The sequence below is a fragment of the Pseudoalteromonas sp. Angola-7 genome (assembly GCF_028599255.1).
Classification (GTDB): domain Bacteria; phylum Pseudomonadota; class Gammaproteobacteria; order Enterobacterales; family Alteromonadaceae; genus Pseudoalteromonas; species Pseudoalteromonas atlantica.
This window is the reverse complement of sequence record NZ_JAQREL010000003.1, coordinates 223216-249646: the sequence shown is the minus strand read 5'-3', so window position 1 is coordinate 249646 and position 26431 is coordinate 223216. Positions and strand designations below refer to the sequence as shown.

Annotated in this window: 5 protein-coding genes; 4 read left to right on the top strand and 1 reads right to left on the bottom strand. The window is 43.9% G+C overall.

All coding sequences use genetic code 11. The features are described 5' to 3' along the window. Nucleotides 1–2: 2 nt before the first annotated feature. Nucleotides 3–3137 (top strand): efflux RND transporter permease subunit, encoded by a 3135-nt coding sequence (locus tag PSH50_RS05985; RefSeq protein WP_273609374.1) that lies wholly within the window; start codon nt 3–5, stop codon nt 3135–3137. Nucleotides 3138–3211: 74 nt separating this feature from the next. Here PSH50_RS05985 and PSH50_RS05980 read toward each other — a convergent pair whose 3' ends face one another. Further along, nucleotides 3212–4447 carry a TMEM143 family protein gene (locus tag PSH50_RS05980; RefSeq protein WP_029772949.1) on the bottom strand — a complete coding sequence of 412 codons (1236 nt, stop codon included), beginning with the start codon at nt 4445–4447 and terminating at the stop codon, nt 3212–3214. 343 nt (nt 4448–4790) lie between these two features. On the opposite strand from PSH50_RS05980, the gene PSH50_RS05975 reads away from it, so the two are divergent. The 3 genes from PSH50_RS05975 to PSH50_RS05965 are packed head-to-tail and all read left to right on the top strand — an operon-like array spanning nt 4791 to nt 26427. Next, complete coding sequence (locus PSH50_RS05975; RefSeq protein ID WP_273609373.1) at nt 4791–23000, top strand: Ig-like domain-containing protein; 18210 nt, start codon at nt 4791–4793, stop codon at nt 22998–23000. Continuing rightward, entirely contained in the window at nt 23000–25120 is a 2121-nt protein-coding gene (locus PSH50_RS05970) for an ATP-binding cassette domain-containing protein (RefSeq protein WP_273609372.1), read from the top strand. Before PSH50_RS05975 ends, PSH50_RS05970 begins: the two co-directional genes overlap by 1 nt. Continuing rightward, nucleotides 25120–26427 carry an HlyD family type I secretion periplasmic adaptor subunit gene (locus PSH50_RS05965; protein WP_055017294.1) on the top strand — a complete coding sequence of 436 codons (1308 nt, stop codon included), beginning with the start codon at nt 25120–25122 and terminating at the stop codon, nt 26425–26427. The genes PSH50_RS05970 and PSH50_RS05965 overlap by 1 nt, the downstream gene beginning before the upstream one ends. Nucleotides 26428–26431: the final 4 nt, after the last annotated feature.

Sequence of the window (26431 nt, the reverse complement as noted above, 5' to 3'; positions counted from 1 at the left end):
GCATGATTAACTGGATAGTTTCGTTTGCGGTTAAGCGCCGCATGATGGTGCTTGCACTCACACTTTTATTTGCTGGGTTTGGCGTATACAACACACAAAATTTAGCCGTTGATGCGGTACCCGATATAACTAATGTACAAGTGCAAATAAATACCAAAGCGCCGGGCTTTACCCCGCTTGAAGCCGAGCAGCGCATTACATATTTGATTGAAACTGCAATGGCGGGTATTCCTAAGCTTGATTACACCCGTTCGATTTCGCGTTATGGGCTTTCGCAAGTTACCGTTATTTTTAATGAAGGCACCGATATTTACTGGGCGCGCCAGCAAATATCAGAGCGCATTCAAAGTATTCGTTCAGACCTACCAGCCAATATTGAACCAAACTTAGGGCCAATTGCCAGCGGGTTAGGGGAGATTTTTACTTATTCTGTGCATGCAAATAACGGTGCATTAAAAGACGATGGTACGCCATTTAATGCAGAAGATTTACGTACCCTGCAAGATTGGGTTATTCGTCCGCAGTTATTAAAAGTAAAAGGCGTTACCGAAATAAACAGCCAAGGAGGCTTTGAGCGCCAATATCAAGTAGCGCCCATGCCAGAAAAACTACTCGCTTATAAGCTTACGCTTAGTGATGTTATTACGGCACTTAAATTAAATAACAGTAACCAAGGCGCAGGATTTATAGAGCGTTTTGACGGGCAATACTTAGTGCGCTCACCAGGGCAATTAAAAACCATTGATGATATAGCCAATACCGTGGTTGCTAAGCGCGATGATGCACCCGTTCGCATAAAAGATGTGGCGAACGTGCGTTTAGGCAAAGAGCTCAGAACCGGCGCCGCTACTTATAATGGTAAAGAAACCGTGCTTGGCACCGCCATGATGCTCATTGGTGAAAACAGCCGCGTAGTGGCAAAAGCCATGGCAGAAAAACTTAAATATGTACAACTTAGCTTACCAGCTGGTGTAGTGGTTGAGCCCGTGTACGACAGAACAACCCTTGTTGATAAAACCATAGACACTGTAAAAACAAACCTGTTCGAAGGCGCGGTGCTGGTGGTTGTTATTTTACTGCTACTACTGGGTAACGTAACTGGCGCATTGATTACGGCCATGGTTATTCCGCTTAGTATGTTATTTGCCATTACCGGTATGGTAGGTAATAGAGTGTCGGGTAACTTAATGAGCTTAGGCGCAATCGATTTTGGTTTAATTGTTGATGGCGCAGTAATTGTGGTTGAAAACTGTTTAAGGCAACTTGGCCTTGCGCAGCATAAACATGGCAGGCTACTTACACTAAACGAGCGTTTAAATGTGGTAACCGCCGCCACTAAAGAAGTGTTCAGTCCAGCAGTATTTGGCATTTTAATTATTATGCTGGTGTATTTACCGCTGTTTGCACTAAGCGGGGTTGAAGGGAAAATGTTTCAGCCAATGGCATTTACTGTTGTTGCTGCATTAGTGGGTGCACTTATTTTTGCGGTTACCTTTGTACCTGCCGCTATTGCGGTATTTGTACGTGGCAAGGTGAGTGAAAGCGAAAATACCGTGATGCGCGGTATTAAAAAAGGCTATAAACCGCTACTTGGTCTATCGCTTAAGTTACCGTGGGTGATGGTTAGTATTGCGGGTGTGCTTGTAATTGCACTTGGCTTTAAAGTTAAAAATATGGGCGCTGAGTTTTTACCGCAACTAGATGAAGGCGATATAGCTATGCATGCGCTGCGCATTACCGGCACCGGTATTGAGCAATCGGTAAAAATGCAAAAAGAGCTAGAGCAAGCCATTTTAGCTAAGCCGGAGGTGGCAAAAGTATTTTCAAAAATAGGTACTCCCGATGTAGCAAACGATCCGATGCCACCTAACGTTGCCGACACCTTTTTAATGTTAAAACCTCGCGATCAATGGCCAAATCCTGCTTTACCTAAAGAAGAACTGGTTAAGCAAATTCGTCATTTAGTCAATGAAGTACCCGGTAATAACTATGAGTTTACCCAACCTATAGAAATGCGCTTTAACGAGCTAATTGCAGGCGTGCGCGCCGATGTGGCTGTGCGTATTTATGGCGATGATTTATCAACATTAAAACAGTTCGGTGAAAAAGCCACAGCCTTGGTACAAAATATTACTGGCGCAACCGATGTACGCCTTGAGCAAATGGAAGGCCTGCCTACGCTTTCGGTTACGCCGCTTCGCGATCATATGGCGCTGCTAGGTTTAACCGTGACCGATATACAGCAAAGTGTAAGTGCTGCTATAGGTGGTGTACAAACCGGGCTAATTTATGAAGGCGACAAACGTTTTTCGTTATTAGTGCGGTTAGATGAGCGTTGGTCTAGCGATATAACACAGCTTGCACGTTTACCTGTTGCTGTGCCAAAAAGTGCTAATCCCGACCTTGCATTTGTACCGCTTGGCGAAGTTGCAAATATTAGTATTGAAAAAGGGCCTAATCAAATAAACCGCGAAAGCGGTAAGCGTAATGTTGTAGTAACTGCAAACGTAGAGGGGCGCGATTTAGCAAGCTTTGTAAGCGATGCGCAAACAGCTTTAAATTCAGACCTTAATTTACCTAGTGGTTATTGGATTGAATATGGCGGCACGTTTGAGCAGTTAGAATCAGCAAGTAAGCGGCTATCGCTGGTGGTACCGGTTACTTTATTACTTATATTTGGCCTGCTTTATAGCGCGTTTAATTCACTGCATGATTCGTTTATTATATTTAGTGGCGTACCACTTGCGCTTAGTGGTGGTGTGCTTGCGTTGCTTTTACGTGATATGCCGTTATCAATATCGGCAGGTGTGGGGTTTATCGCGCTAAGTGGTGTAGCGGTATTAAATGGTGTGGTTATGCTGTCGTTTATTAAACAGTTAAGAGCTGATGGGCTTAGTTTGATAGATGCAATACAAACCGGTGCGCTCTCGCGCCTGCGACCAGTACTTATGACGGCTTTAGTGGCGAGTTTAGGGTTTATTCCTATGGCGCTAAATACAGGCACCGGCGCTGAGCTACAAAGGCCGCTGGCAACGGTTGTGGTTGGTGGAATTATTTCATCAACTTTACTGACGCTATTAATATTGCCTGCGCTTTATAAATTAGTGCATGCAAAATTTAACAAGCAACTTAGTTAGTTGCAGCTCAAAATACAACGTAAAAAGCAGCTGAAGTTTCAGCTGCTTTTTTGTTGTTAAGTAAACTTTGAACATTAATTATATTGAAACAGGTTATCCCAGCGCTCATCTAAAATAGTTTTTGCATGATCTAAATTTATTGCGCTATACACATCGTTAGTGCAGGTTACTAAACGCATCCGAGTGAGCTTTTCAAGCGCATCGCTAATTTCAAAGTCGAGTTCGCACTTATACTTTGTTTTAAACCACGCCTCTATTTGCTCATCAAGCATTTGTGCGCTTAGGCCACTTTCTGATTTTAGTAAAAATGTATAGGCAAGCAGGGCTTCTTTTATGTCTTCTTCTTCGGCGGCGTCTATAAGGGTATGAAAAACACCGGCATTGTTATCTAGATTTTTAAAGTAGAGGTTATCGCTTAGCGCTTTCATAAATTTAATTTTACGGTTTTTAAATTTACTCCACTCTTTAAAAATAAAGCTGCCAAAAACCCCCATTCCAATAGCAAAGGTAATAAAGTGTTGTTGGGTCATTTCTACGGCTTCACTTCTAAAGCCACCCCAAAAAGCAAATAAAGCAAATAACAATAAAATAGATGCGCCAAGCTTAGTAATTAATACCACAGCACCGCCTACTAAAGCCGATGAGCCAATAATCACTTTATCAATAGGGCGCATACGTACTTCGCTATTTGGAAATAGCATTTCAAGGTCGGCTTTTGGGACATTTTGAAACAGCTTAACTATGGTCGAGCTTGGCTCAAACCCTAAAGGCGTTTTATTTTTAGCCTCAAAGTAGGCTTTATCTTTAAAGCGAATAAACACCGCAACGCGGTCGTAATTGGTAAAGTGCAGGGGCTTTTTACGCAAGCCCCAAAAGCTGGTTATGGTTTCAGTGAGTTGTGATTCGCCACGACGATAAAAAACCACTTCTTCAAAGTCGTCAAACTCTACCTCAAGGCGTACTTTAAATAGTGACTCTTCGTTGAGTGCATCTTGTAGGTCTTGATGGGTGATCACTTCAAAGTTAGCTGCATTAAGTACCTTAGCAAAATCTTTAGCAAATTCGCGTTGGCACTGCGCTTTTTGATCAGCTGATACTGGCGCTAAAGATCGCGTATCGCTATTAGGATCAAAGGGCGCGTAGTTATTTTTAAGCGACTCAAGTGTTGAATGGTAATCGTAATGGATAAGGCTTGCTAATAAATCGCAAAATTGTTTAAACGATGTTTGCTCTGAGTTGTTTGTGAGCTCAGCGCTGCACATATCAACAATATCTTGTTTTCTAAAGGGAATAAAACGTGCACTTTGCATTTGCTTGACTAATTTGGAAATGAAACTACCTTTAGGGATGTTAATTTATTCCCAATAAAATTGCTAACATATAAATTTACAAATAACTAAGTTTATTGAATCCAAATCACCCCTTCATACGTTGTATACATATAGCAGTTACATTTTTCTAATTGTTTTGTATTGCAATTTTGATATTATCTTATAAATAATAACTATATTTCAAACTTAACCACTATAAAATCCAGTAAAAAGGTACTGTAAGATGTTATTTTTTTGTATCATTGACTGGATTTTGTAACGATTAGAGCTACCTTTTGGCTAAGCCGCTATTTACTCTCATTAACTATTTAGGAAATTCACTTTGGAAAATATAAGTAAAGCTGTTGTTATTGTCGAACTACTAAGTGATGTCTGGGTTGTTATGGATAATGGAGATTGGGTCAAGGTAGACTCTATACCAGAGCAATTTGCCGATCTGCCTGTTTTAAATAGCAGCGACATTGCGCTAGAGGGGAACGAGCTGGTTTTTTCTGAAGCCAGTGAACAGCTTGTTGTACCTCAAGATATTATTTCACAGCTTGTATCGGATTTAAGCCAAAATAGTACCTTTGACGCCCGCAGCAATACCAGTAGCGTTACATCTTTATCTTCAAGTGATGCTAATGAAGCTCAAGTGGCCTATCAACTTATTGCTCGCCAAGGGCAAGAACTTGTTCCTGAGTCAGGCTATGAAACAACACCTACCGAAACAACAGAAGAAGAAGATCCTAATTTTATTGAGTTTAGACCCGACCCTATTTTTACTGTAGGTCAGCTCGGAGGCGATGGTGTGTTTATTAATAAATACGATGCTGTGGCTTTGGAATTTTCCGGTACTGTTGAAAATGTACCCGATGGCTCGTTAGTACAAATAGTTTTAAGTGATAGCGACGGCAACGAAATAATTGTTACAACCGAAGTGCAAGATGGTGTTTGGTCTGTAACAAATATTGATATTACAGCTCTAAATGATGGTGAAGTGACTGCAACGGTTTCTCTTGTAGGGGGTAACGAAGATGATGCAGCGAGTGAAACTAAAGTAAAAGATACTCAAGCAGATATTTTTATTGATTTTGAGGATGGCTTAAACACTAATCAACCAATTGATTTTGAAGGTGAAGTGCAAGATGTGCAAGATGGACAGCTGGTAACAGTGACCATTTTTGATGCGCAAGGTAACCCTATAGCAACGTATGAGGCAACAGTCACTAATGGTCAATGGAGTGTTGGCCCTGAGCCTTTTGCCGATTTACCGGATGGAAATTACACCATACAAGTTAGTACCATTGATGAAGCGGGTAATGACACGCAAACTCAAAAATCATTCTCAAAAGATACTACGGCCATTATAACAATAGACGTTAATGAAACCGAAGATGGCGTAATAAATAACTCAGAAAACGTAGTACAAGTAAGCGGAACAGTTGAAGGTATTGAAGATGGTCAAACAGTCTTAGTAACCTTAACAGACATAGATGGCAATGAAGTGAGTGTTGAGGCTGTTGTTGAAAATGGCCAGTACCAATTAGAAGTCGATATTTCTTCGTTAAGTGATGGAGAGATCACAGCAACCGCGCAAGCACAAGATTTATTAGGTAACGAAAGCACCGCGTCTCAGGTAATTTCACATGATAAAACATCACAGCTCACCGTCGAAATAGACTCAACACAAGATGGCGTTATCAATAGCGAAGAAGAGAGTAACGTAACTGTACGAGGTGTAGTAACTGGTATTGAAGACGGCCAAACAGTGACTGTTGTATTGAGTGACGGTGTTAACCCTCCAATTACATTAACGGCAATCGTAGTTAATGGCAGTTATGAAATAGCCGGTGTTGATATTTCATCGTTAAATGATGGCACTATTAGTGCAAATGCAACTGCTCAAGATATTTCAGGAAACCCAGCAAGCGCGAGCGATGAAGCGCAATATGACAGCTCTGTTGCAACAAGCATAGTGGCACAAGATATTGATGGGGTTATTAATAGCGCCGAGCAAAATAATGTACAACTTAGTGGCTCGGTTACAGATATTGAGCCAGGCCAATTAGTTACCGTTACTTTTACGGATAGTAATAATCAGCAAGTAGTAGTAACAGCTGAAGTTGATGCTGATGGGAATTGGCAAATTAGCGGTGATATTGAATCTTTAGCTGATGGCGAAATCTCAGCGCAAATAAGTATTTTTGATGCCGCTGGGAATGAGGCCACTCAAGAGGTTACTTTTGCAAAAGACACACAAAGCACGCTAACACTTAATATTGATAAAACTGAAGATGGCGTTATAAATGGCAGCGCTGAAAACACCGATATTTCGCTTAGCGGCATAGTAAATGGTGTTGAAGATGGCCAAGAAGTTACCATTATATTTACAGACTCATTAGGCAATGAAGTGGTTGTTACCGCAATTGTTGAAAATGGTAATTACGCGCTTTCAGGTGTGGATATTTCTGCACTTAATGATGGCGATATTTCGGTATCAGCAAGTGTGCTTGATACGGCTGGAAATACCGCAGTTGCAGAAGATTCTTTTGAAATAGATAACAGCGCATTAATAACTGCATCAATAGATAAAACAGATGATGGAGTGATTAACGGGCAAGACGACGATCTTCGCGATAATGTTAATACAGCAGAAAATGCAGGTGTGGTTGTACGCGGTACTGTAGAAGATGTTGAAGATGGCCAAATAGTTACTGTAACGTTGAGCGACGGTATTAACCCTCCGGTAATTACTCAGGCTGTAGTTCAAAATGGTCAATATGTTACTGAACCAATGGACGCAACAGGTTTAAATGATGGCACTATGATCGCCACAGCAGAGGTTGCTGATGCAGCCGGTAACCCTATTAGTGCCCAAGATAATGTTGAAATAGACACAACTGCAGCAATCACAACTAGCATTGATAAAACAGCTGATTCGGTTATTAATGGCAGTAACGAAAATCAAGAAATTGTAGTGCGTGGCACCGTGAGTGGCATTGAAGATGGCCAAGTTGTAACTATCACCCTAAGGGATGGTGTAAACCCAGATATAGCTGTGCAAGCAATTGTACAAAATGGTGAATATGTCACAGCTCCTATAGATGCAAGCTCTTTAAACGATGGCGATATTGTGGCAAGAGCCGACGTCTCTGATTTAGCTGGCAATGAAGCCACAGCAAGAGACACCGTTGAAATAGACAAATTAGCAGACATTACAACCAACATTGATAAAACAGCCGACGGTGTTATTAACGGCAGTGGCGAAAGTGCAGCCATTGTTGTACGCGGTACTGTAGAAGATGTAGAAGATGGCCAAATAGTTACTGTAACAATAAGCGATGGCGTTAACCCTGCGGTGACTACAACTGCAACCGTGATCAATGGTGAATATGTAACAACTCCTATTGATGCAAGTAGCTTAAACGACGGCACATTAACCGCCACTGCAAGTGTATCTGATATCGCGGGCAACCCTGTAAGCGCACAAGATAGCGTTGAGCTCGATAACACTGCCGCCATTACCACAAGCATTGATAAAACAGCCGATGGCGTTATTAACGGTAACGACGAAAGTGCAGCCATTGTTGTGCGCGGAACAGTTAGCGATGTTGAAGATGGTCAAACAGTTACGGTTACTATTAGCGATGGTGTTAACCCACCGGTTGAAGTGCAAGCCATTGTAGAAAATGGCGAATATGTGACAACTCCTATTGATGCAAGCAGCTTAAACGACGGCACATTAACCGCCACTGCTACAGCGTCTGATTTAGCTGGTAACCCTGTAAGTGCGCAAGATAGCGTTGAGCTCGATAACACTGCCGCCATTATCACAAGCATTGATAAAACAGCCGATGGCGTTATTAACGGTAACGGCGAAAGTGCAGCCATTGTTGTGCGCGGAACAGTTAGCGATGTTGAAGATGGCCAAACTGTTACTGTTATTATCAGCGATGGTACAAACCAAGTTGAAACCACGGCGCTTGTGCAAAACGGCGAATACGTTACCGATCCGATTGATGCAAGCGCACTAAACGATGGCACACTCACCGCCACGGCTAGCGTATCCGATGTGGCAGGCAACCCGATTTCAGCACAAGATTCAGTCGAGCTTGATAACACCGCAGTTATTACAACCAGCATTGATAAAACCGCCGACGGCGTGATTAACGGCAACGGCGAAAGCGCCGCCATGCTTATACGTGGCACAGTGACTGACGTTGAAGACGGCCAAACTGTTACTGTTATTATCAGTGATGGCACAAACCAAGTTGAAACCACGGCGCTTGTGCAAAACGGCGAATACGTCACCGATCCGATTGATGCAAGCGCATTAAATGACGGCACACTCACCGCTGCAGCAAGCGTATCCGATGTGGCAGGTAATCCAATTTCAGCACAAGATTCAGTCGAGCTTGATAACACCGCAGTTATTACAACCAGCATTGATAAAACCGCCGACGGCGTGATTAACGGCAACGGCGAAAGCGCCGCTATGGTTATACGTGGCACAGTGACTGATGTTGAAGATGGTCAAACTGTTACTATCACTTTGAGCGATGGTATAAACGCGCCAATTGAAGTTCAAGCAACCGTTCAAAATGGCGAGTATGTTACTGATCCGATTGATGCAAGCGCATTAAACGACGGCACACTCACCGCTACAGCAAGCGTGTCAGATTTAGCGGGTAACCCTGTAAACGCGCAAGATAGCGTAGAACTTGATAACACCGCAGCGATCACAACCAGTATTGATAAAACCACCGACGGCGTGATTAATGGTAACGGTGAAAGCGCCGCCATGGTCGTGCGTGGGACGGTGAGCGATGTTGAAGACGGTCAAACCGTGACGGTGATCATCAGCGATGGCACAAACCAAGTTGAAACCACGGCGCTTGTGAAAAACGGCGAGTATGTTACTGATCCGATTGATGCAAGCGCATTAAACGACGGCACACTCACCGCTACCGCCAGCGTATCCGATGTGGCAGGCAACCCGATTTCAGCACAAGATTCAGTCGAATTTGATAACACCGCGGCGATCACAACCAGCATTGATAAAACCGCCGACGGCGTGATTAATGGCAACGGTGAAAGCGCCGCCATGGTCGTGCGTGGCACGGTGAGCGATGTGGAAGACGGTCAAACCGTAACGGTGATCATCAGTGATGGCACAAACCAAGTTGAAACCACGGCGCTTGTGCAAAACGGCGAATACGTCACCGATCCGATTGATGCAAGCGCATTAAATGACGGCACACTCACCGCTACAGCAAGCGTATCCGATGTGGCAGGTAATCCAATTTCAGCACAAGATTCAGTCGAACTTGATAATACCGCAGCCATCACAACCAGCATTGATAAAACCGCCGACGGCGTGATTAATGGCAACGGCGAAAGTGCCGCCATGGTCGTGCGTGGCACGGTGAGCGATGTGGAAGACGGTCAAACCGTAACGGTGATCATCAGCGATGGCACAAACCAAGTTGAAACCACGGCACTTGTACAAAACGGCGAATACGTCACCGATCCGATTGATGCAAGCGCATTAAACGACGGCACACTCACCGCTACCGCCAGCGTATCCGATGTGGCAGGTAACCCTGTAAATGCGCAAGATAGCGTAGAACTTGATAACACCGCAGCGATCACAACTAGTATTGATAAAACCGCCGATGGCGTGATTAATGGCAACGGTGAAAGCGCCGCCATGGTCGTACGTGGCACGGTTAGCGATGTGGAAGACGGTCAAACCGTGACGGTGATCATCAGCGATGGTACAAACCAAGTTGAAACCACGGCGCTTGTACAAAACGGCGAGTATGTTACCGATCCGATTGATGCAAGCGCACTAAACGATGGCACACTCACCGCCACGGCTAGCGTGTCAGATGTGGCAGGTAACCCTGTAAATGCGCAAGATAGCGTAGAACTTGATAACACCGCAGTGATCACAACCAGCATTGATAAAACAGCCGATGGCGTGATTAATGGCAGCGGTGAAAGCGCCGCCATGGTTATACGTGGCACAGTGACTGATGTGGAAGACGGCCAAACTGTTACCATCACTTTGAGCGATGGAATAAACGCGCCAATTGAAGTTCAAGCAACCGTTCAAAGTGGCGAGTATGTCACTGATCAGATTGATGCAAGCGCACTAAACGACGGCACACTCACTGCTACAGCCAGCGTATCCGATGAGGCAGGTAACCCTGTTAAAACAGAGGATACAGTTGAACTTGATAACACCGCAGCGATCACAACCAGCATTGATAAAACCGCCGATGGTGTGATTAATGGTAACGGTGAAAGCGCCGCCATGGTCGTGCGTGGTACGGTAAGCGATGTGGAAGACGGTCAAACCGTGACGGTGATCATCAGTGATGGCACAAACCAAGTTGAAACCACGGCACTTGTACAAAACGGCGAATACGTTACCGACCCGATTGACGCAAGCGCATTAAATGACGGCACGCTCACCGCTACAGCAAGCGTGTCAGATTTAGCGGGTAACCCTGTAAACGCGCAAGATAGCGTCGAACTTGATAACACCGCAGCGCTCACAACCAGCATTGATAAAACCGCCGACGGCGTGATTAATGGTAACGGTGAAAGCGCCGCTATGGTCGTGCGTGGCACAGTGAGCGATGTAGAAGACGGTCAAACTGTGACGGTGATCATCAGTGATGGCACAAACCAAGTTGAAACCACGGCACTTGTACAAAACGGCGAATATGTTACCGATCCGATTGACGCAAGCGCATTAAACGACGGGACACTCACCGCCACAGCTAGCGTGTCTGATGTGGCTGGCAATCCAATTTCAGCGCAAGATGCAGTCGAGCTTGATAACACCGCAGCGATCACAACCAGCATTGATAAAACCGCCGACGGCGTGATTAACGGCAACGGCGAAAGCGCCGCTATGGTTATACGTGGCACAGTAACTGATGTTGAAGATGGTCAAACTGTTACCATCACTTTGAGCGATGGTATAAACGCGCCAATTGAAGTTCAAGCAACCGTTCAAAATGGCGAGTATGTTACTGATCCGATTGATGCAAGCGCACTAAACGACGGCACACTCACTGCTACAGCCAGCGTATCCGATGTGGCAGGTAACCCTATTACAGCTGAGGATACAGTTGAACTTGATAACACCGCAGCGATCACAACCAGCATTGATAAAACCGCCGACGGCGTGATTAATGGCAACGGTGAAAGCGCCGCCATGGTCGTGCGTGGCACGGTTAGCGATGTGGAAGAGGGTCAAACCGTGACGGTGATTATCAGTGATGGCACAAACCAAGTTGAAACCACGGCACTTGTACAAAACGGCGAATACGTTACCGACCCGATTGACGCAAGCGCATTAAATGACGGCACGCTCACCGCTACAGCAAGCGTGTCAGATTTAGCGGGTAACCCTGTAAACGCGCAAGATAGCGTAGAACTTGATAACACCGCAGCGCTCACAACCAGCATTGATAAAACCGCCGACGGCGTGATTAATGGTAATGGCGAAAGCGCCGCCATGGTCTTGCGTGGCACAGTGACTGACGTTGAAGACGGTCAAACCGTGACGGTGATCATCAGCGATGGCACAAACCAAGTTGAAACCACGGCACTTGTACAAAACGGCGAATACGTCACCGATCCGATTGATGCAAGCGCATTAAACGACGGGACACTCACCGCTACAGCTAGCGTGTCTGATGTGGCTGGCAATCCAATTTCAGCGCAAGATGCAGTCGAGTTTGATAACACCGCAGCGATCACAACCAGCATTGATAAAACAGCCGATGGCGTGATTAACGGCAACGGCGAAAGCGCCGCTATGGTTATACGTGGCACAGTAACTGATGTTGAAGATGGTCAAACTGTTACCATCACTTTGAGCGATGGTATAAACGCGCCAATTGAAGTTCAAGCAACCGTTCAAAACGGCGAGTATGTTACTGATCCGATTGATGCAAGCGCATTAAACGACGGCACACTCACCGCTACCGCCAGCGTATCCGATGTGGCAGGCAACCCGATTTCAGCACAAGATTCAGTCGAACTTGATAACACCGCAGCGATCACAACCAGCATTGATAAAACAGCCGACGGTGTGATTAATGGTAACGGTGAAAGCGCCGCCATGGTCGTGCGTGGCACGGTAAGCGATGTGGAAGACGGTCAAACCGTGACGGTGATCATCAGTGATGGCACAAACCAAGTTGAAACCACGGCACTTGTACAAAACGGCGAATACGTTACCGACCCGATTGACGCAAGCGCATTAAATGACGGCACGATCACCGCTACAGCAAGCGTGTCAGATTTAGCGGGTAACCCTGTAAACGCGCAAGATAGCGTAGAACTTGATAACACCGCAGCGATCACAACCAGCATTGATAAAACCGCCGACGGCGTGATTAATGGTAACGGTGAAAGCGCCGCTATGGTCGTGCGCGGCACGGTGAGCGATGTAGAAGACGGTCAAACTGTTACTGTTATTATCAGTGATGGCACAAACCAAGTTGAAACCACGGCACTTGTACAAAACGGCGAATACGTTACCGATCCGATTGATGCAAGCGCATTAAACGACGGGACACTCACCGCCACAGCTAGCGTGTCTGATGTGGCTGGCAATCCAATTTCAGCACAAGATTCAGTCGAGCTTGATAACACCGCAGCGATCACAACCAGCATTGATAAAACCGCCGACGGCGTGATTAACGGCAACGGCGAAAGCGCCGCTATGGTTATACGTGGCACAGTGACTGATGTTGAAGATGGTCAAACTGTTACCATCACTTTGAGCGATGGTATAAACGCGCCAATTGAAGTTCAAGCAACCGTTCAAAATGGCGAGTATGTTACTGATCCGATTGATGCAAGCGCACTAAACGACGGCACACTCACTGCTACAGCCAGCGTATCCGATGTGGCAGGTAACCCTGTTACAGCTGAGGATACAGTTGAACTTGATAACACTGCAGCGATCACAACCAGCATTGATAAAACCGCCGACGGCGTGATTAATGGCAACGGCGAAAGCGCCGCCATGGTCGTGCGTGGTACTGTGACTGATGTGGAAGACGGCCAAACTGTGACGGTGATCATCAGTGATGGCACAAACCAAGTTGAAACCACGGCACTTGTACAAAACGGCGAATACGTTACTGATCCGATTGATGCCAGCGCATTAAACGACGGCACACTCACCGCTACAGCAAGCGTGTCAGATTTAGCGGGTAACCCTGTAAACGCGCAAGATAGCGTCGAACTTGATAACACCGCAGCGCTCACAACCAGCATTGATAAAACCGCCGACGGCGTGATTAATGGTAATGGCGAAAGCGCCGCCATGGTCGTGCGTGGCACAGTGACTGACGTTGAAGACGGTCAAACTGTTACTGTTATTATCAGTGATGGTACAAACCAAGTTGAAACCACGGCGCTTGTGCAAAACGGCGAGTATGTTACCGATCCGATTGATGCAAGCGCACTAAACGATGGCACACTCACTGCCACAGCCAGCGTATCCGATGTGGCAGGCAACCCGATTTCAGCACAAGATTCAGTCGAGCTTGATAACACCGCAGCGATCACAACCAGCATTGATAAAACAGCCGATGGCGTGATTAATGGCAACGGTGAAAGCGCCGCCATGGTCGTGCGCGGTACAGTAACCGATGTAGAAGATGGCCAAATCGTGACGGTGATCATCAGTGATGGCACAAACCAAGTTGAAACCACGGCGCTTGTGCAAAACGGCGAATACGTTACCGATCCGATTGATGCCAGTAGCCTAGATGATGGTACGCTCAGCGCTACAGCTACGGTAAGTGATATAGCAGGCAATAACGCAACAGATACAGATACAGTGACTCATGATAAAACAGCTGTGACCAGTATTGATGTGGCAACCGGTGATGATGCATTTATTAATACCGCAGAGCAAGAAAGCGTGGTAGTAAGTGGTGTGATAGAAGAAGCTGATGCTAACCAAACAGCCACAGTGGTGTTTACCGATGAGAACGGAGATAAAGTCACGGTTGAAAACGTCGCGATTAATGACGAAGGTGAGTGGGCAATCAACGCTACGGATATTTCAGGCCTTGCTGATGGTGAAATTACAGCGAGAGTTAGCGCATTAGACGTTGAGGGTAATTTAGCCACAAACGAAACCACCTTTACTAAAGACACTACAGTTGCAGTAACAGTTGATATTAACGATACAAACGATGGCGTAATTAACGGCAATGGTGAAAACACCAATGTTGAAATCATTGGAACTACAACCGGCGTTGAAGATAACCAAACAGTCACGGTGGTTGTAAAGGATGCAGCGGGTAATGAGCGCAGCTTTGAAGCGACGGTTATTAATAATGCCTACACGATTACCGGTGCTGATCTATCAGGGCTAGATGACGGTACATTAACCGCCACAGCCACCGTAAGTGATGTTGCAGGCAATACCGCAACCGATACAGACACAGCCATTCACGATAAAACCGCAGCAACCACCATTGAAATGGCAGCAGGCGATGACGTTGTTAATACTGATGAGCAGGGTAATGTTGTAGTAAGCGGTGTAATAGAAGAGGCTGATGAAAATCAAACCGCCACGGTGGTCTTTACCGATGTAAATGGTGACAAAGTCACAGTCGAAAATGTAGCTATTAATGCCGCGGGTGAGTGGGTAATTAATGCCACTGATATATCAGAACTTGCTGATGGAGAGATTACCGCAGAAGTGAGCGCACTTGATATTGAGGGCAATTTAGCGACTAATTCAACAACTTTCACTAAAGACACCACCATTAATATTGATATTGATACTGGTGAAAGCGGCATTAACAGTAGATCATTTAAAGACGGTGAAGTAACCACGTTAAATGGTACAACCGATGCTGAACCAGGTTCTATCGTTACACTTACGATTTTTGATGGCACTACTAGTGAAATAGTGACTGCAGCAGTAGCAAATGGTGGAACTTGGACTGTTAACGGTATCGATGTATCTGAGCTTGATGATACACAGCAGTGGACTATTACAGCAACCGTTACCGATTCTGCAGGAAACACAGCGCAAGATATCGCACCCACATTAGATGCGCTTGATAGCCAAACATTAAACGAAAGTAATACTGCAAATGGTGGCACAAGCTCAGCGACTAGTTCAATAGAAATAGATAACGCTGACCTTACATTAAGTACAAATCAATCTGGCCTTGAAGGCTTAACGGTAGATGGAAACCCTGTAACTGTTACCTTAGCAAATGATGGTTTATCGTTAGAAGTTAAAGACTCTCAAGGCAACTTAGTGTTAAGTGTGGCGCTTGCTGGCGGTGAGCTTACTACCACGTTACATGCCCCCATTGATCATGAAAGTGAAAGTTTACTAACAGATATTTTTGTCGATGCGTTGCAAACAGATGCCGATGGCACAACCGAGCTTGTCGTTGTACCAACATCCGTTACGATTACCGACTCAGCCCCACAAAGCAGTGACGACAGCTTTACAGTCACCGAAGCAGACACTGATGCAGGTAGAGTATCAACAGGTAGCTTAGTCATTAACGACAGTGTAGTAGAGGGCGAGCCAACCGTTACAAGCGTTACATTTAATGGCACTGACTATGATGACATAACAGCCGATACACCTGCAATAATAGACACCGATGAAGGCACGTTAACGGTTAACAGTGATGGCACTTGGAGCTTTAACGCACTAGATAATCGTGATTCAACCCCTTCACCACAGTTTACGATTGAATACACAATAGAAGATCGCGACGGTGTAGGCAGTTCAACAAGCACAGCCACATTTACAGTTCAAGATGGCAGTGCGGGCAGCTTTACAAATCAAACAGCGTCTTATACAGAAAGCGATTATGGCAGTACTGCAAGCAGTGGTAAAAACTTTACTGTAGAGGCAGGCTCTGATGCATTAGTTGCCGATTCAATCACCTTTGATGACACTATTGCAAGTTTAGATTCGCTTAACTTAACAAGTTCAGGCTCTGCTATTACCTTTGTTTTAAGTGAAGACGGAAAAACAATTACAGGCTCAGCTAATGGCAGCGAAGTTATTCGCTTTAGCGTAAGTGCAACGCAAGATGCAAATGGCAAAGATTTAAATGCTAATGTACAAACAAAAATAAGCTTACCGCTTGATAACCCTAATGGAGAGAATATTGATTTTGCGCTTTCTATTAATGGGGAGGACAGTGATGGTACAGCAATCAGCGGTGCGGGTAACGTAACCATAACCGTTCAAGATGGCGGTGGGCCTCAGGTTGAAGATACCTCAGAAACACCTATTAGTATTGACGAAAGTGGTTTAGACCCCGCTAATAATACCACCGTATCTCAGCAAGGTACCGTGAGCACAACAGTTGGCAGTGACACAATAACATCGCTAGCATTCTCTAGTGATTCACAACCAAATTTAACTGCCGGTGGTGTCGCGCTTGTATACACTTTAAGTGATGATGGAAGAACGATAACGGCAAATACTGGCGAAGGTACAGAAACAATTTTTGTAGCGACGTTACCCGACATTAATGGCACGAGTAATCAAAACTTAACATACGAGTTTACGCTTTACCGTCCATTTGACAACACAATAGAAGGTACCGGCGTACCATTGCAAGTCGAAGTGATCGATAATGATGGGGACAGTAATACGACCACATTAAACATTACCGTTAATGATGGCGGGGCAGAGCATACTCAAAATGATATTACTTTAAATGTTTCTGAAACACCTAACAGCGTGGCTGACAATAACGAAGATGGAGATGGCCAAGCAAATACTGATACTGATACCTCATTTACAGTAACAGCAGGTCTTGATGATGTAGTGGACATGCAAGTTAGTATTACTGATGGGGCAGCGGTGCTTGATAGTAATGGTAATCAGCTAACGCAAACTACGCTCGATGAGAACGGTAATGCTGTCACCACAAATATTGTTTGGCAAGTTAATAGCGACGGTACCGCACAAGGTATTTTAGAAGGCACTTCAACCGAGGTCTTTAAAATCACTTTACCAGATGTGAATGTTGATGCACAAACCTCTGCCACCTATGCTATTTCATTCGAAATTTCAGGTGCAATAGATCACACAGGTGATACCACAGATGCACCGCAAATAGTGATTCCAGTGTACACAGAAGATACCGATGGTTCACAAGTTACAAGTAATGTTACGGTGACATTAAACGACGGTACCGATCCTGTAATAGCTAACTCAGCTACAAGTGTTGATGAAGCTAACCTTAGAGGTAATGACTCAATAACGGCAACAGGGCAAATTAGTGTTACCCAAGGCTCTGACGAGATTATTGAGATTAAGCTTGTAGATGACTTTATAACAACCTTTAACAACGAAGGTTACGTTACTGCAGATGGAAATAATGCAATTACATTAAACGATAAAAACGCTGATGGCTGGTATATCGCTACAGCAAATGGCGAAGATGTTTTACGCGTTAAATTTAATCCTGATGGCTCTTACACTTACGAGCAATTTACAGCAATAGAACATCCTGATGCTAACGGAGCCAATACGAAGGATATTAGCTTTGATGTAACAGCTGTTGATGCTGATGGCGATACAAATAACGCGTCAGTAACTATTTCAATAACAGATGATACACCAACAATTGATGCAAACCCTGTTGAAGTCAATTTAGTCGAGGGGCAAAGCACGACTATTGATTTATTAGACACAAACAGCAATGACTTTGTAGGCAATGATAATAACCCAGGCGCTGATGGTGCCAAACTGTCTTCATTTAATTACGGTGGTACTGAATATACTGCGTTTGATTCAGGCAGTGATACCAACGGTAGCTATAAAGAAGTGGCTCTGCAAGATGAAAATGGTAACGATACTCAAGGTACATTGAGAGTATACGAAAGTGGTAAAGTGGTATTTGATACATCTGCATTTGATCAAACAGCAAGTGTTGATTTTAATGAACAAATTACTTACAACGTCATAGATAATGATGGTGATGAAGTGACAGGTTCGATTATCGAACTGACCACTAGTGATGCTGAAGGTTCGATGAGCGTAACAGCACAGAATATCCGTGAAGATGCAACTGATGATAATGGCATTGTAAACTCAGCGCGTAGCCAAATCATAATAAGTATTGACCGGGGAGACATAGATCAAAACGAAACAGTGAGTGAAATTAGAATAGAAGTTGCCTCTTTACAAGGCGGCGAACTTTACCTCAATGACGCTTTAGCAACGGATAACGCTAACGTTTCGATTGTTGATGGCTACTATGTATTCACTGGCGATACGATTACAATTAACGCTGATGATACAGTGACAATAAGTGACTTATTTTTTCAACCTGCGCAAAATAGTTCAGATGAAACCCAATCTGTAACTGTAAATATAGAGGCGACAATTGGCATCGGCAGTGCCTCTAGAGAGTTGTCGGCTAGTGATACTATTGCCGTTGAGTCAGTGGCCGACACCCCTGATTGGGATGACACAAACGATTACAGTTACACAACAGCAGAAGATACCGAAGCTACTATTAATATTGGCGCTTCACTGCAAGATACAGATGGATCAGAAACACTCACTTATATAATTAATAATATACAAGAGGGCTTAATTGTTAGTGCCGATGGCCGTGAACTATCAAACGGTGATGAAATAACCGCAGCAGAGGCGCAAAGCTTAACTGTAGTTGGCGAAGAGCACGTAGCAGGTACGTTTACATTTGATATTACTGCAGTTGCTACAGAAGCTGAAAATGATGATAGTGCATCATCAAACGCGCAAACGGTAACGGTTCAAATAACTCCTGTTGCTGATGAACCTCGCTTATTTGTGCGAAATCAAACCGTAGATGAAGATGCGCTCACCCCAGCTATCGATTTATTTAGTGGTTTACTTGTAGATGAAGATGGCTCAGAAACACTGCGTTTTGAAGTTGAATTACCAGAAGGTTTTGAGCTAGTAGATGAAAATGGAAATGTATTAGCTAAAGATACAGATGGAAATTGGCTAGTCAGTGATACAGAGCTGCAAGCAGGGAACATATTCTTAAAACAAAAAGAAGATGCCAGCCGTGCAACCGATGCTACCTTCGATATTACGGTTACAGCTATAGCAACAGAAACCAGCACCGGTGAAGAAGCACGTACACAGCCAGATACTCTACAATTAACTGTTATAGGTAAAATAGATCCGCCAGAGCTAGATGAAGAAAATAGCAATGATAACTGGGCATTTGCAGAGGTAGATGAAAACAACTTTACGCTGCAAAACACCCAAGGTACGGAAGATACTAACCTACGTTTAGACTTTTTAATTGTGACCTCTGATGTGGATCAATCAGAAGCAATTAGCTTAGTTATTTCTGACTTACCAGACTCGGTAATACTAGTTGATGTAACCGGCGACCCAGCAGATTTACCAATTGTTGGTACTGATGCTAACGGCAAGCCAATGTACAGCTTAACGGCTGCAGAGATGGAAAATTACTATTTAGCGCCTGTTGATGACTTTAGTGGTGAAGTTAACTTTAATATTAAAGTAGTTCCAACAGAAGCTGATGGTGATACTAATGATTACAACATTGCTGTAACCACAAACTTTAACCCAACAATCGACAATAATACGCAAAGCCTAGCAACAACGTCTGAGGGTAATGAAGATACACGTATTGCGCTTAACTTTAACCCAGATTTAATCGACAGCGACGGGTCAGAAACAATAACAGGTGCCGTAATTACAGGCATACCAGCAAACACTACCTTGTATGTTGATGGCAACGAAGTGAGTGTAGGTAGCGGGTATGATTTAGCTGATTTAATTAATGACGAATACCCAACACTTGAGGATGTTTTAGCCAGCGATAGAGTGCGTTTACTGCCTGATGAGGATTTCTCAGGCACGCTTACTGTTGATGTACTTTATACCGTGACCGATACATCTGATGTAGGCAGTGTGAGCGAAGACATTAGTAGTCAAGTTACAGTAACCGTAAACGGGCAAGTTGATACCCAAAGCAGTGCCGAGCGCGATAACAGTGGTGCTGTTACCCGCCTTGAAGCAACCGATGAAACAATAACGAGCTCAAGCAGAACAATGAGCTTATCAGGTGCTGTTAGCTTTACAGAAGAAGATGTTGATGGCTCTGAGGTTATTACTCACATAGAGATAATACTCCCTGATGGCGTAAATATAGAGGTGCTTCATCCAAATGGGGCGTACCCAGATGGCTCTGGCCGTTGGATTATACCTATTGATGCAGGTACAAGTGACACAGTACAAGATGTAATTAGTGACTTACTTGCTGATGTGACCTTAGAAGCGCAAAACTCTACGGGTGATATAGATGTTACTGTTAAAGCGCGCGTAGCCGATGGCAGTCACGCCGTATTATTAAGTGACAACTTTACCGTTAACTTTAGTGTAACAGGTGAAGGGAGCAGCTCAGAAGCTTCTGAAGTAGGGCAATTACAAATTTCAGTGGTTGATGCAGTAGAAGATGAAGTTGTTGATTTTACAGGCCATATTAATACCAGCTTGACTGATGATGAAAACGACACCGTGACTGTTTACATAAGCGCAGACAGCTTACCTGAAGGCCTTATTATTGAAGGTGACGGTGTTATCGCAATCCCTGGGGATGATGGTGAAGTTGCTGAGTATATTATTCCAGAAGAGTCGCTTGGCAACTTAAGCTTTACCAGTGCAGGCGATGACTACTCAGGGCAATTAATCATTCCGGTAACCATTATTGCAGTAGATGATGATAGTGGTGATGAGTATATTGATGACACTCAATCTTTAGAAATAGATGTAACCCCTGTCGCCGACGGTGGTGAGTTTAGCGCTGCTATTAACAAAATTAAAGAAGATAACCGCACCACAGCGCTTGGCTTAACGTTAGCATTAACCGATTTAAACCAAGTGGATGATGATTCAAACCCTCAGCAAAATGGGGGAGTTGAAGAGGTTGATTTCAGTCAGCCTATTACTATTACTTTACCGGACGGTGTGGGGCTATATGACCCTAATAATATGTTTACCGACAACGGCGATAACACATACACCTATAACGGGACAGAAGCAGGGTTTGCCGCTGCGCTTGCAGGTATTGGCGTTGAGCCAATTGAGGACCAATCAGGAACTGATATTGATATTCAAATAACGGCAACCATAGTTGATACCGCACAATTAAGTACAGGTACAGCTACAGCTACAACGCAAGTTACTAATACAATTAGTATTGCAGTAGAGGCGGTAACCGATGAAGCCGTATTAACAGTGGCAGATGCACAAGGGAGCGAAGATGCCGATATAGCATTAGCAGGCTTAAGCGCGCTTCTAAAAGATGATGACGGCTCTGAAACTATATCAATTACTATTTCGGGCGTACCAAAAGATGCCGTACTAAAAGACGCTGATGGTAATTTACTTGTTAATAACGGTAAAGACGGTGGCACCTTTAATGGTGAAGACACCACAAGCTGGACCGTAACTGCAGAGCAATTAGCTGGTTTAATTATTGTACCGCCGCTTGATTTTAGTGGTGAGTTTGAATTAACCCTAAATGCGCTAACACAAGACGAATCACCTGGTGAAATTGTACAAACCTCAGCCTCGTTTATGGTTGTAGTAAACCCAGAAGCCGACGCATTGGATTTTTCTAAGCAGCCGTTTGAAAGCTACGACGGGCAAGAAGATGACACTATAACTATTGACCTTGAAGCATTTAGTGAAGAGGCTGATGGCTCAGAGACAATTCAGTTAACGGTTAATATAGCAGCCGATTCGGACAGTAGTGCTCTTGAGTATATTGACGGCGAAGCGTTTATTACTATTGGGAGTGAAACTGTATTCTTTACCAGTGATGGTAATGGCGGCTTTAGCGCAACAATTACAAGCGATAGCAGCTCAATAGAAAACTTTGACTTTAATGCCGGTGGTCTTGCGTTTGGTACATTGAACATGAGTGTCGATGTAGCAACAGTTGATAGCGCAGAAATTAATGGCGAAACAGTAACAAGTATGGGTGATACACAATCATCAGAGTTTATTATTGAGTTAGAGCCTCAAGCTGATGCGCCTGTATGGACTGCCGCAAATGATGTTACAAGTAATTCAACCAACAATATTGCCCTAAACTTAGATGCAGACTTGCAAAACCCTGCAGCAGATGAAACCGGCTATATTGAAATTACCGGCTTACCTGATGGATACAGCTTTAACTTTGGAGAAAAAGTAGGTGAGACGTGGACCGTTGATATTGCTGATATTGAAGCTCTCGAAATTATTGACGCCGATGCAGGTGATAGCTTCACGCTAACGCTCAATGCGTTTTCTACACTTAACGGTGAGACTCAACAAGCTCCCACCGAAGAGGTGGATGTGACAATTTCAGCTTCAGCAAGTAACACTTCAAGCTCAAGCGGCGCACAAGCTCAATCATTTAGTGAGGGCTCAAGTGGAGGTGACACTGCTTTCGCTCAAAGTATGAATGAAGCGACAGAGGGTGACCAAACTTAATGAAGTTAATTCTAAATAGAGATCAAATGTTGGCACTCGGTAAGCATATTGCCGATGCCTTGCATTTGCGTCATCAAAGCGACAACTTGTTACTTGGTTTACCAAGTAATGAGTTTTCGGCGCATCATTTAGAGCAAGCATTAAGTAACATTAATGTAAGTGCTCAACTACAAACTACGCCTAAACATTATGCTTATCCCGCTTTGGTACTCGATAAAGATGGTTTTTTCTGGCTTTTTGAAAACAGCGGTAAAAGTACGTTTAGCTCACAAGATGATGCAAATCCCAAGCAGTTAACAGACATAGATATAGAGCTTATATGGTACTTATCGCACGATAATGTAACCGATGAACGCTCTGAAAAACTCCACACCCGTATTCCAAGCTGGCTAAGGCCTGCGTGGGATCAGGTAAAGCCATTTTATAACTCATTATTATTGGCCTCACTAACTGTGAATTTGCTCGCTTTAGTGGTGCCATTGTTTACCATGAATGTGTATGACCGTGTTGTGCCAAACGCAGCTATGGATACGTTATGGGTGTTAGCAACGGGTGCAACAATAGCGATTGTATTTGACTGGCTTTTAAAACAAGCGCGAGGGCATTTGACTGATGCCGCAGGCAGGCAAATTGATTTACGTATTAGCAGTATGCTGTACGCTAAAGTACTCGGTATGAGGCTAGAGCAGCGCCCAGCTTCTTCTGGTGCTTATGCAAAGCAAGTACAAGATTTTGATAGCGTAAGGGAATTTATCACCTCTGCAACCTTGGTCTCTGTTATTGATTTACCCTTTACCTTATTGTTTTTAGCTTTAATTTTTTGGCTTGGGGGATTAATTGTACTTATTCCTGTAGCCGTGCTTAGTATTGTTATTATTACAAGTGTTGTACTCCAAGCTAGATTAAATGAAAGCGTAGAGCAGGCATCTAAGCTATCTACCCAGCGTCAAGCGTATCTAATTGAAAATTTAAACCAACTTGTTGAGCTTAAGCAAATGAATGGCCAAGCAGGGGCACAACAAAAACTTGAGCAAACACTCGCACAAATGGTTGATTGGCAAAATAAATCACGTCACAGTGCAACAACTCTAACGCATACCGTTTCTAGCCTCAGCCAATTTACCAGTATTGGATTAATCGTTTTCGGTGTGTACTTAATTAGTAATGGCGATATTAGTATGGGCGCACTGATTGCTATTGTTATGTTAAGTGGGCGTGCATCAGGGTCAATATCGTCGTTGGCTGGGCTTGTTTTAAAGTACAAGCAAACTCAAACGGCTATTGAGTCCGTTAAAAATATAATGGCGTTAGAGCAAGAGCAGCAAAGCGGTGAAAGTACTATTGATGCAACGTTAAGTGGCAATATTACAGCTCGTTATTTAAGTTTTCAATATCATGAGCAAGAGCTCGAAGCTATTCATAATATTAATTTTGAAATAAAGCCAGGTGAAAAAATAGGCTTATATGGACGAGCAGGGTCAGGTAAGTCAACCTTGTTAGCTATTATTGCTGGCCAGTTCCGAGCAACCTCAGGGCAGCTTTTAATAGACGATATAGATATAAAGCATTGGTCTTTGAGTGCACTGCGCAGACAAAGTGGCTGGGTAGCACAAAGCCCAAGCCTATTTTACGGCACCGTGCTTGAAAATATCACATTAGGTGCTCAAAACATAAACCCGACTGAACTCACCAAAGCGCTTGTTCAATCTGGCGTAAGCCGCTTTATTGATCGTTTAGAATCGGGGCTTGAAACCCAAGTGGGCGAATTTGGCCGATTTTTATCTGGCGGCCAACGCCAAGCTGTTTGTATTGCACGAGCGCTTCTACAAAGTAATAACGCCTTACTTCTGTTAGATGAGCCTTCTTCAGCTATGGATGAAGGGCACGAAAAACTATTAATAAAAACCCTAAAAGAGCGCACCGAAACTGTGGTTATTTCTAGCCACCGTAAAGAAATGCTCTCAATTTGCGACAGAATTTTTGTTATAGACCATGGCCGATTAAAAAGTATAGAAACCCCAAAATCATTATTTAGCGAAAAAGTATCGGGCGGCGTAAAACTGGTGAGTAAAAAAGTGACGCGAGTAAGTAATGCCAATAGTGGGAGCGTGTCTAAATAATGGCTGATTTATATATGGGGCAGCTGCAAGCTGCAAAGCAAGCTAAGCGGTTGGTTATTATTGTTTTTATTTTGCTGTTTTCAGTCGTTTTGTGGGCCAAGTTTGCTAAGCTAGAAGAGGTAATTATTGGACAAGGCACTGTTATTCCTGTTCAGCGTGTACAAACAATAGAAAACCTCGACGGTGGCATATTAAAAGAAGTACTTGTACATGAGGGACAGTTAGTTGAAGTGGGCGACCCATTGCTTTTAATTGATGAAACTCGCTTTGCCGCAGCATTTGCTGAATCAAGCCAAGAGCGAGAGTCTTTACTCGCAAGGCGTAACCGCCTGTTAACAGAACTTAAAAGTGTTGAACTTGATGATAAAAGTAGTTTTGGAGCCACAATTCAGCGCCTAGAAATACCACGAAAAGGCGTGTCGCCAGAAGTATATAGGCAAGCCTATAACACTTACACATCTCGTTTAACTCAGCTCGAGTCACAATTACAGCAGCGTACGCAAAGCTTATTGCAACAAGAGCAGGCAAGTAATGAACAACTGGCTAATATTTCAGCGTTAAAGCAAAGCTTAAAGCTTACGAGCAGAGAGGTAGAGTTAACACAAAGCGCAGTAGATGCTGGAGCCGTTGCTGAAATGGAACTGGTTAAGTTACAACGCGATGAAATCGCAATGAAAGGTGAACTAAACCAAGCTACGGCACTGCTACAGCAGCTTAGAGCAGCCAAAAGCCAGGTACTTGAAGAGCGCAAAGCGATTGTATTTGATTATTTAGCCGATACACAAAATCAGTTAGATGAAGTGAGTAATGAACTGGCCAAAATTTCACAAAGTAGTAAAGCGCTTGAGGACAGGCTGTTAAAAGCACAGGTAAGAGCGCCTGTAAGAGGAACGGTTAAAAATATAGTCTCGCGTTCTATCGGCAGTGTCATCGACCCTGGTGAAGTTATGATGGAGATTGTCCCTCAAAATGATCAGCTCTTAATTGACACTAAAGTACAGCCTAAGGACATTGGCTTTATAAGAGTGGGTATGCCAGCAAAGGTAAAATTTACTGCATATGATTTTGTTATATACGGAGGTTTAGAAGGTGAGGTCACATACATTAGTGCGGATGCGCAATATTTAGAAGATGGCACCGCTTATTACCAAGCTTTTATAAAAACCACCGTAAGTCAGATTGCTCAGCAGCCTATCATACCGGGTATGCAAACTCAGGTAGATATAATTACTGGGAAAAAAACTGTTTTAGATTACTGGTTAAAACCTTTGCTAAGAGCAAAGGCAAATGCCATGCGTGAACCATAATAGG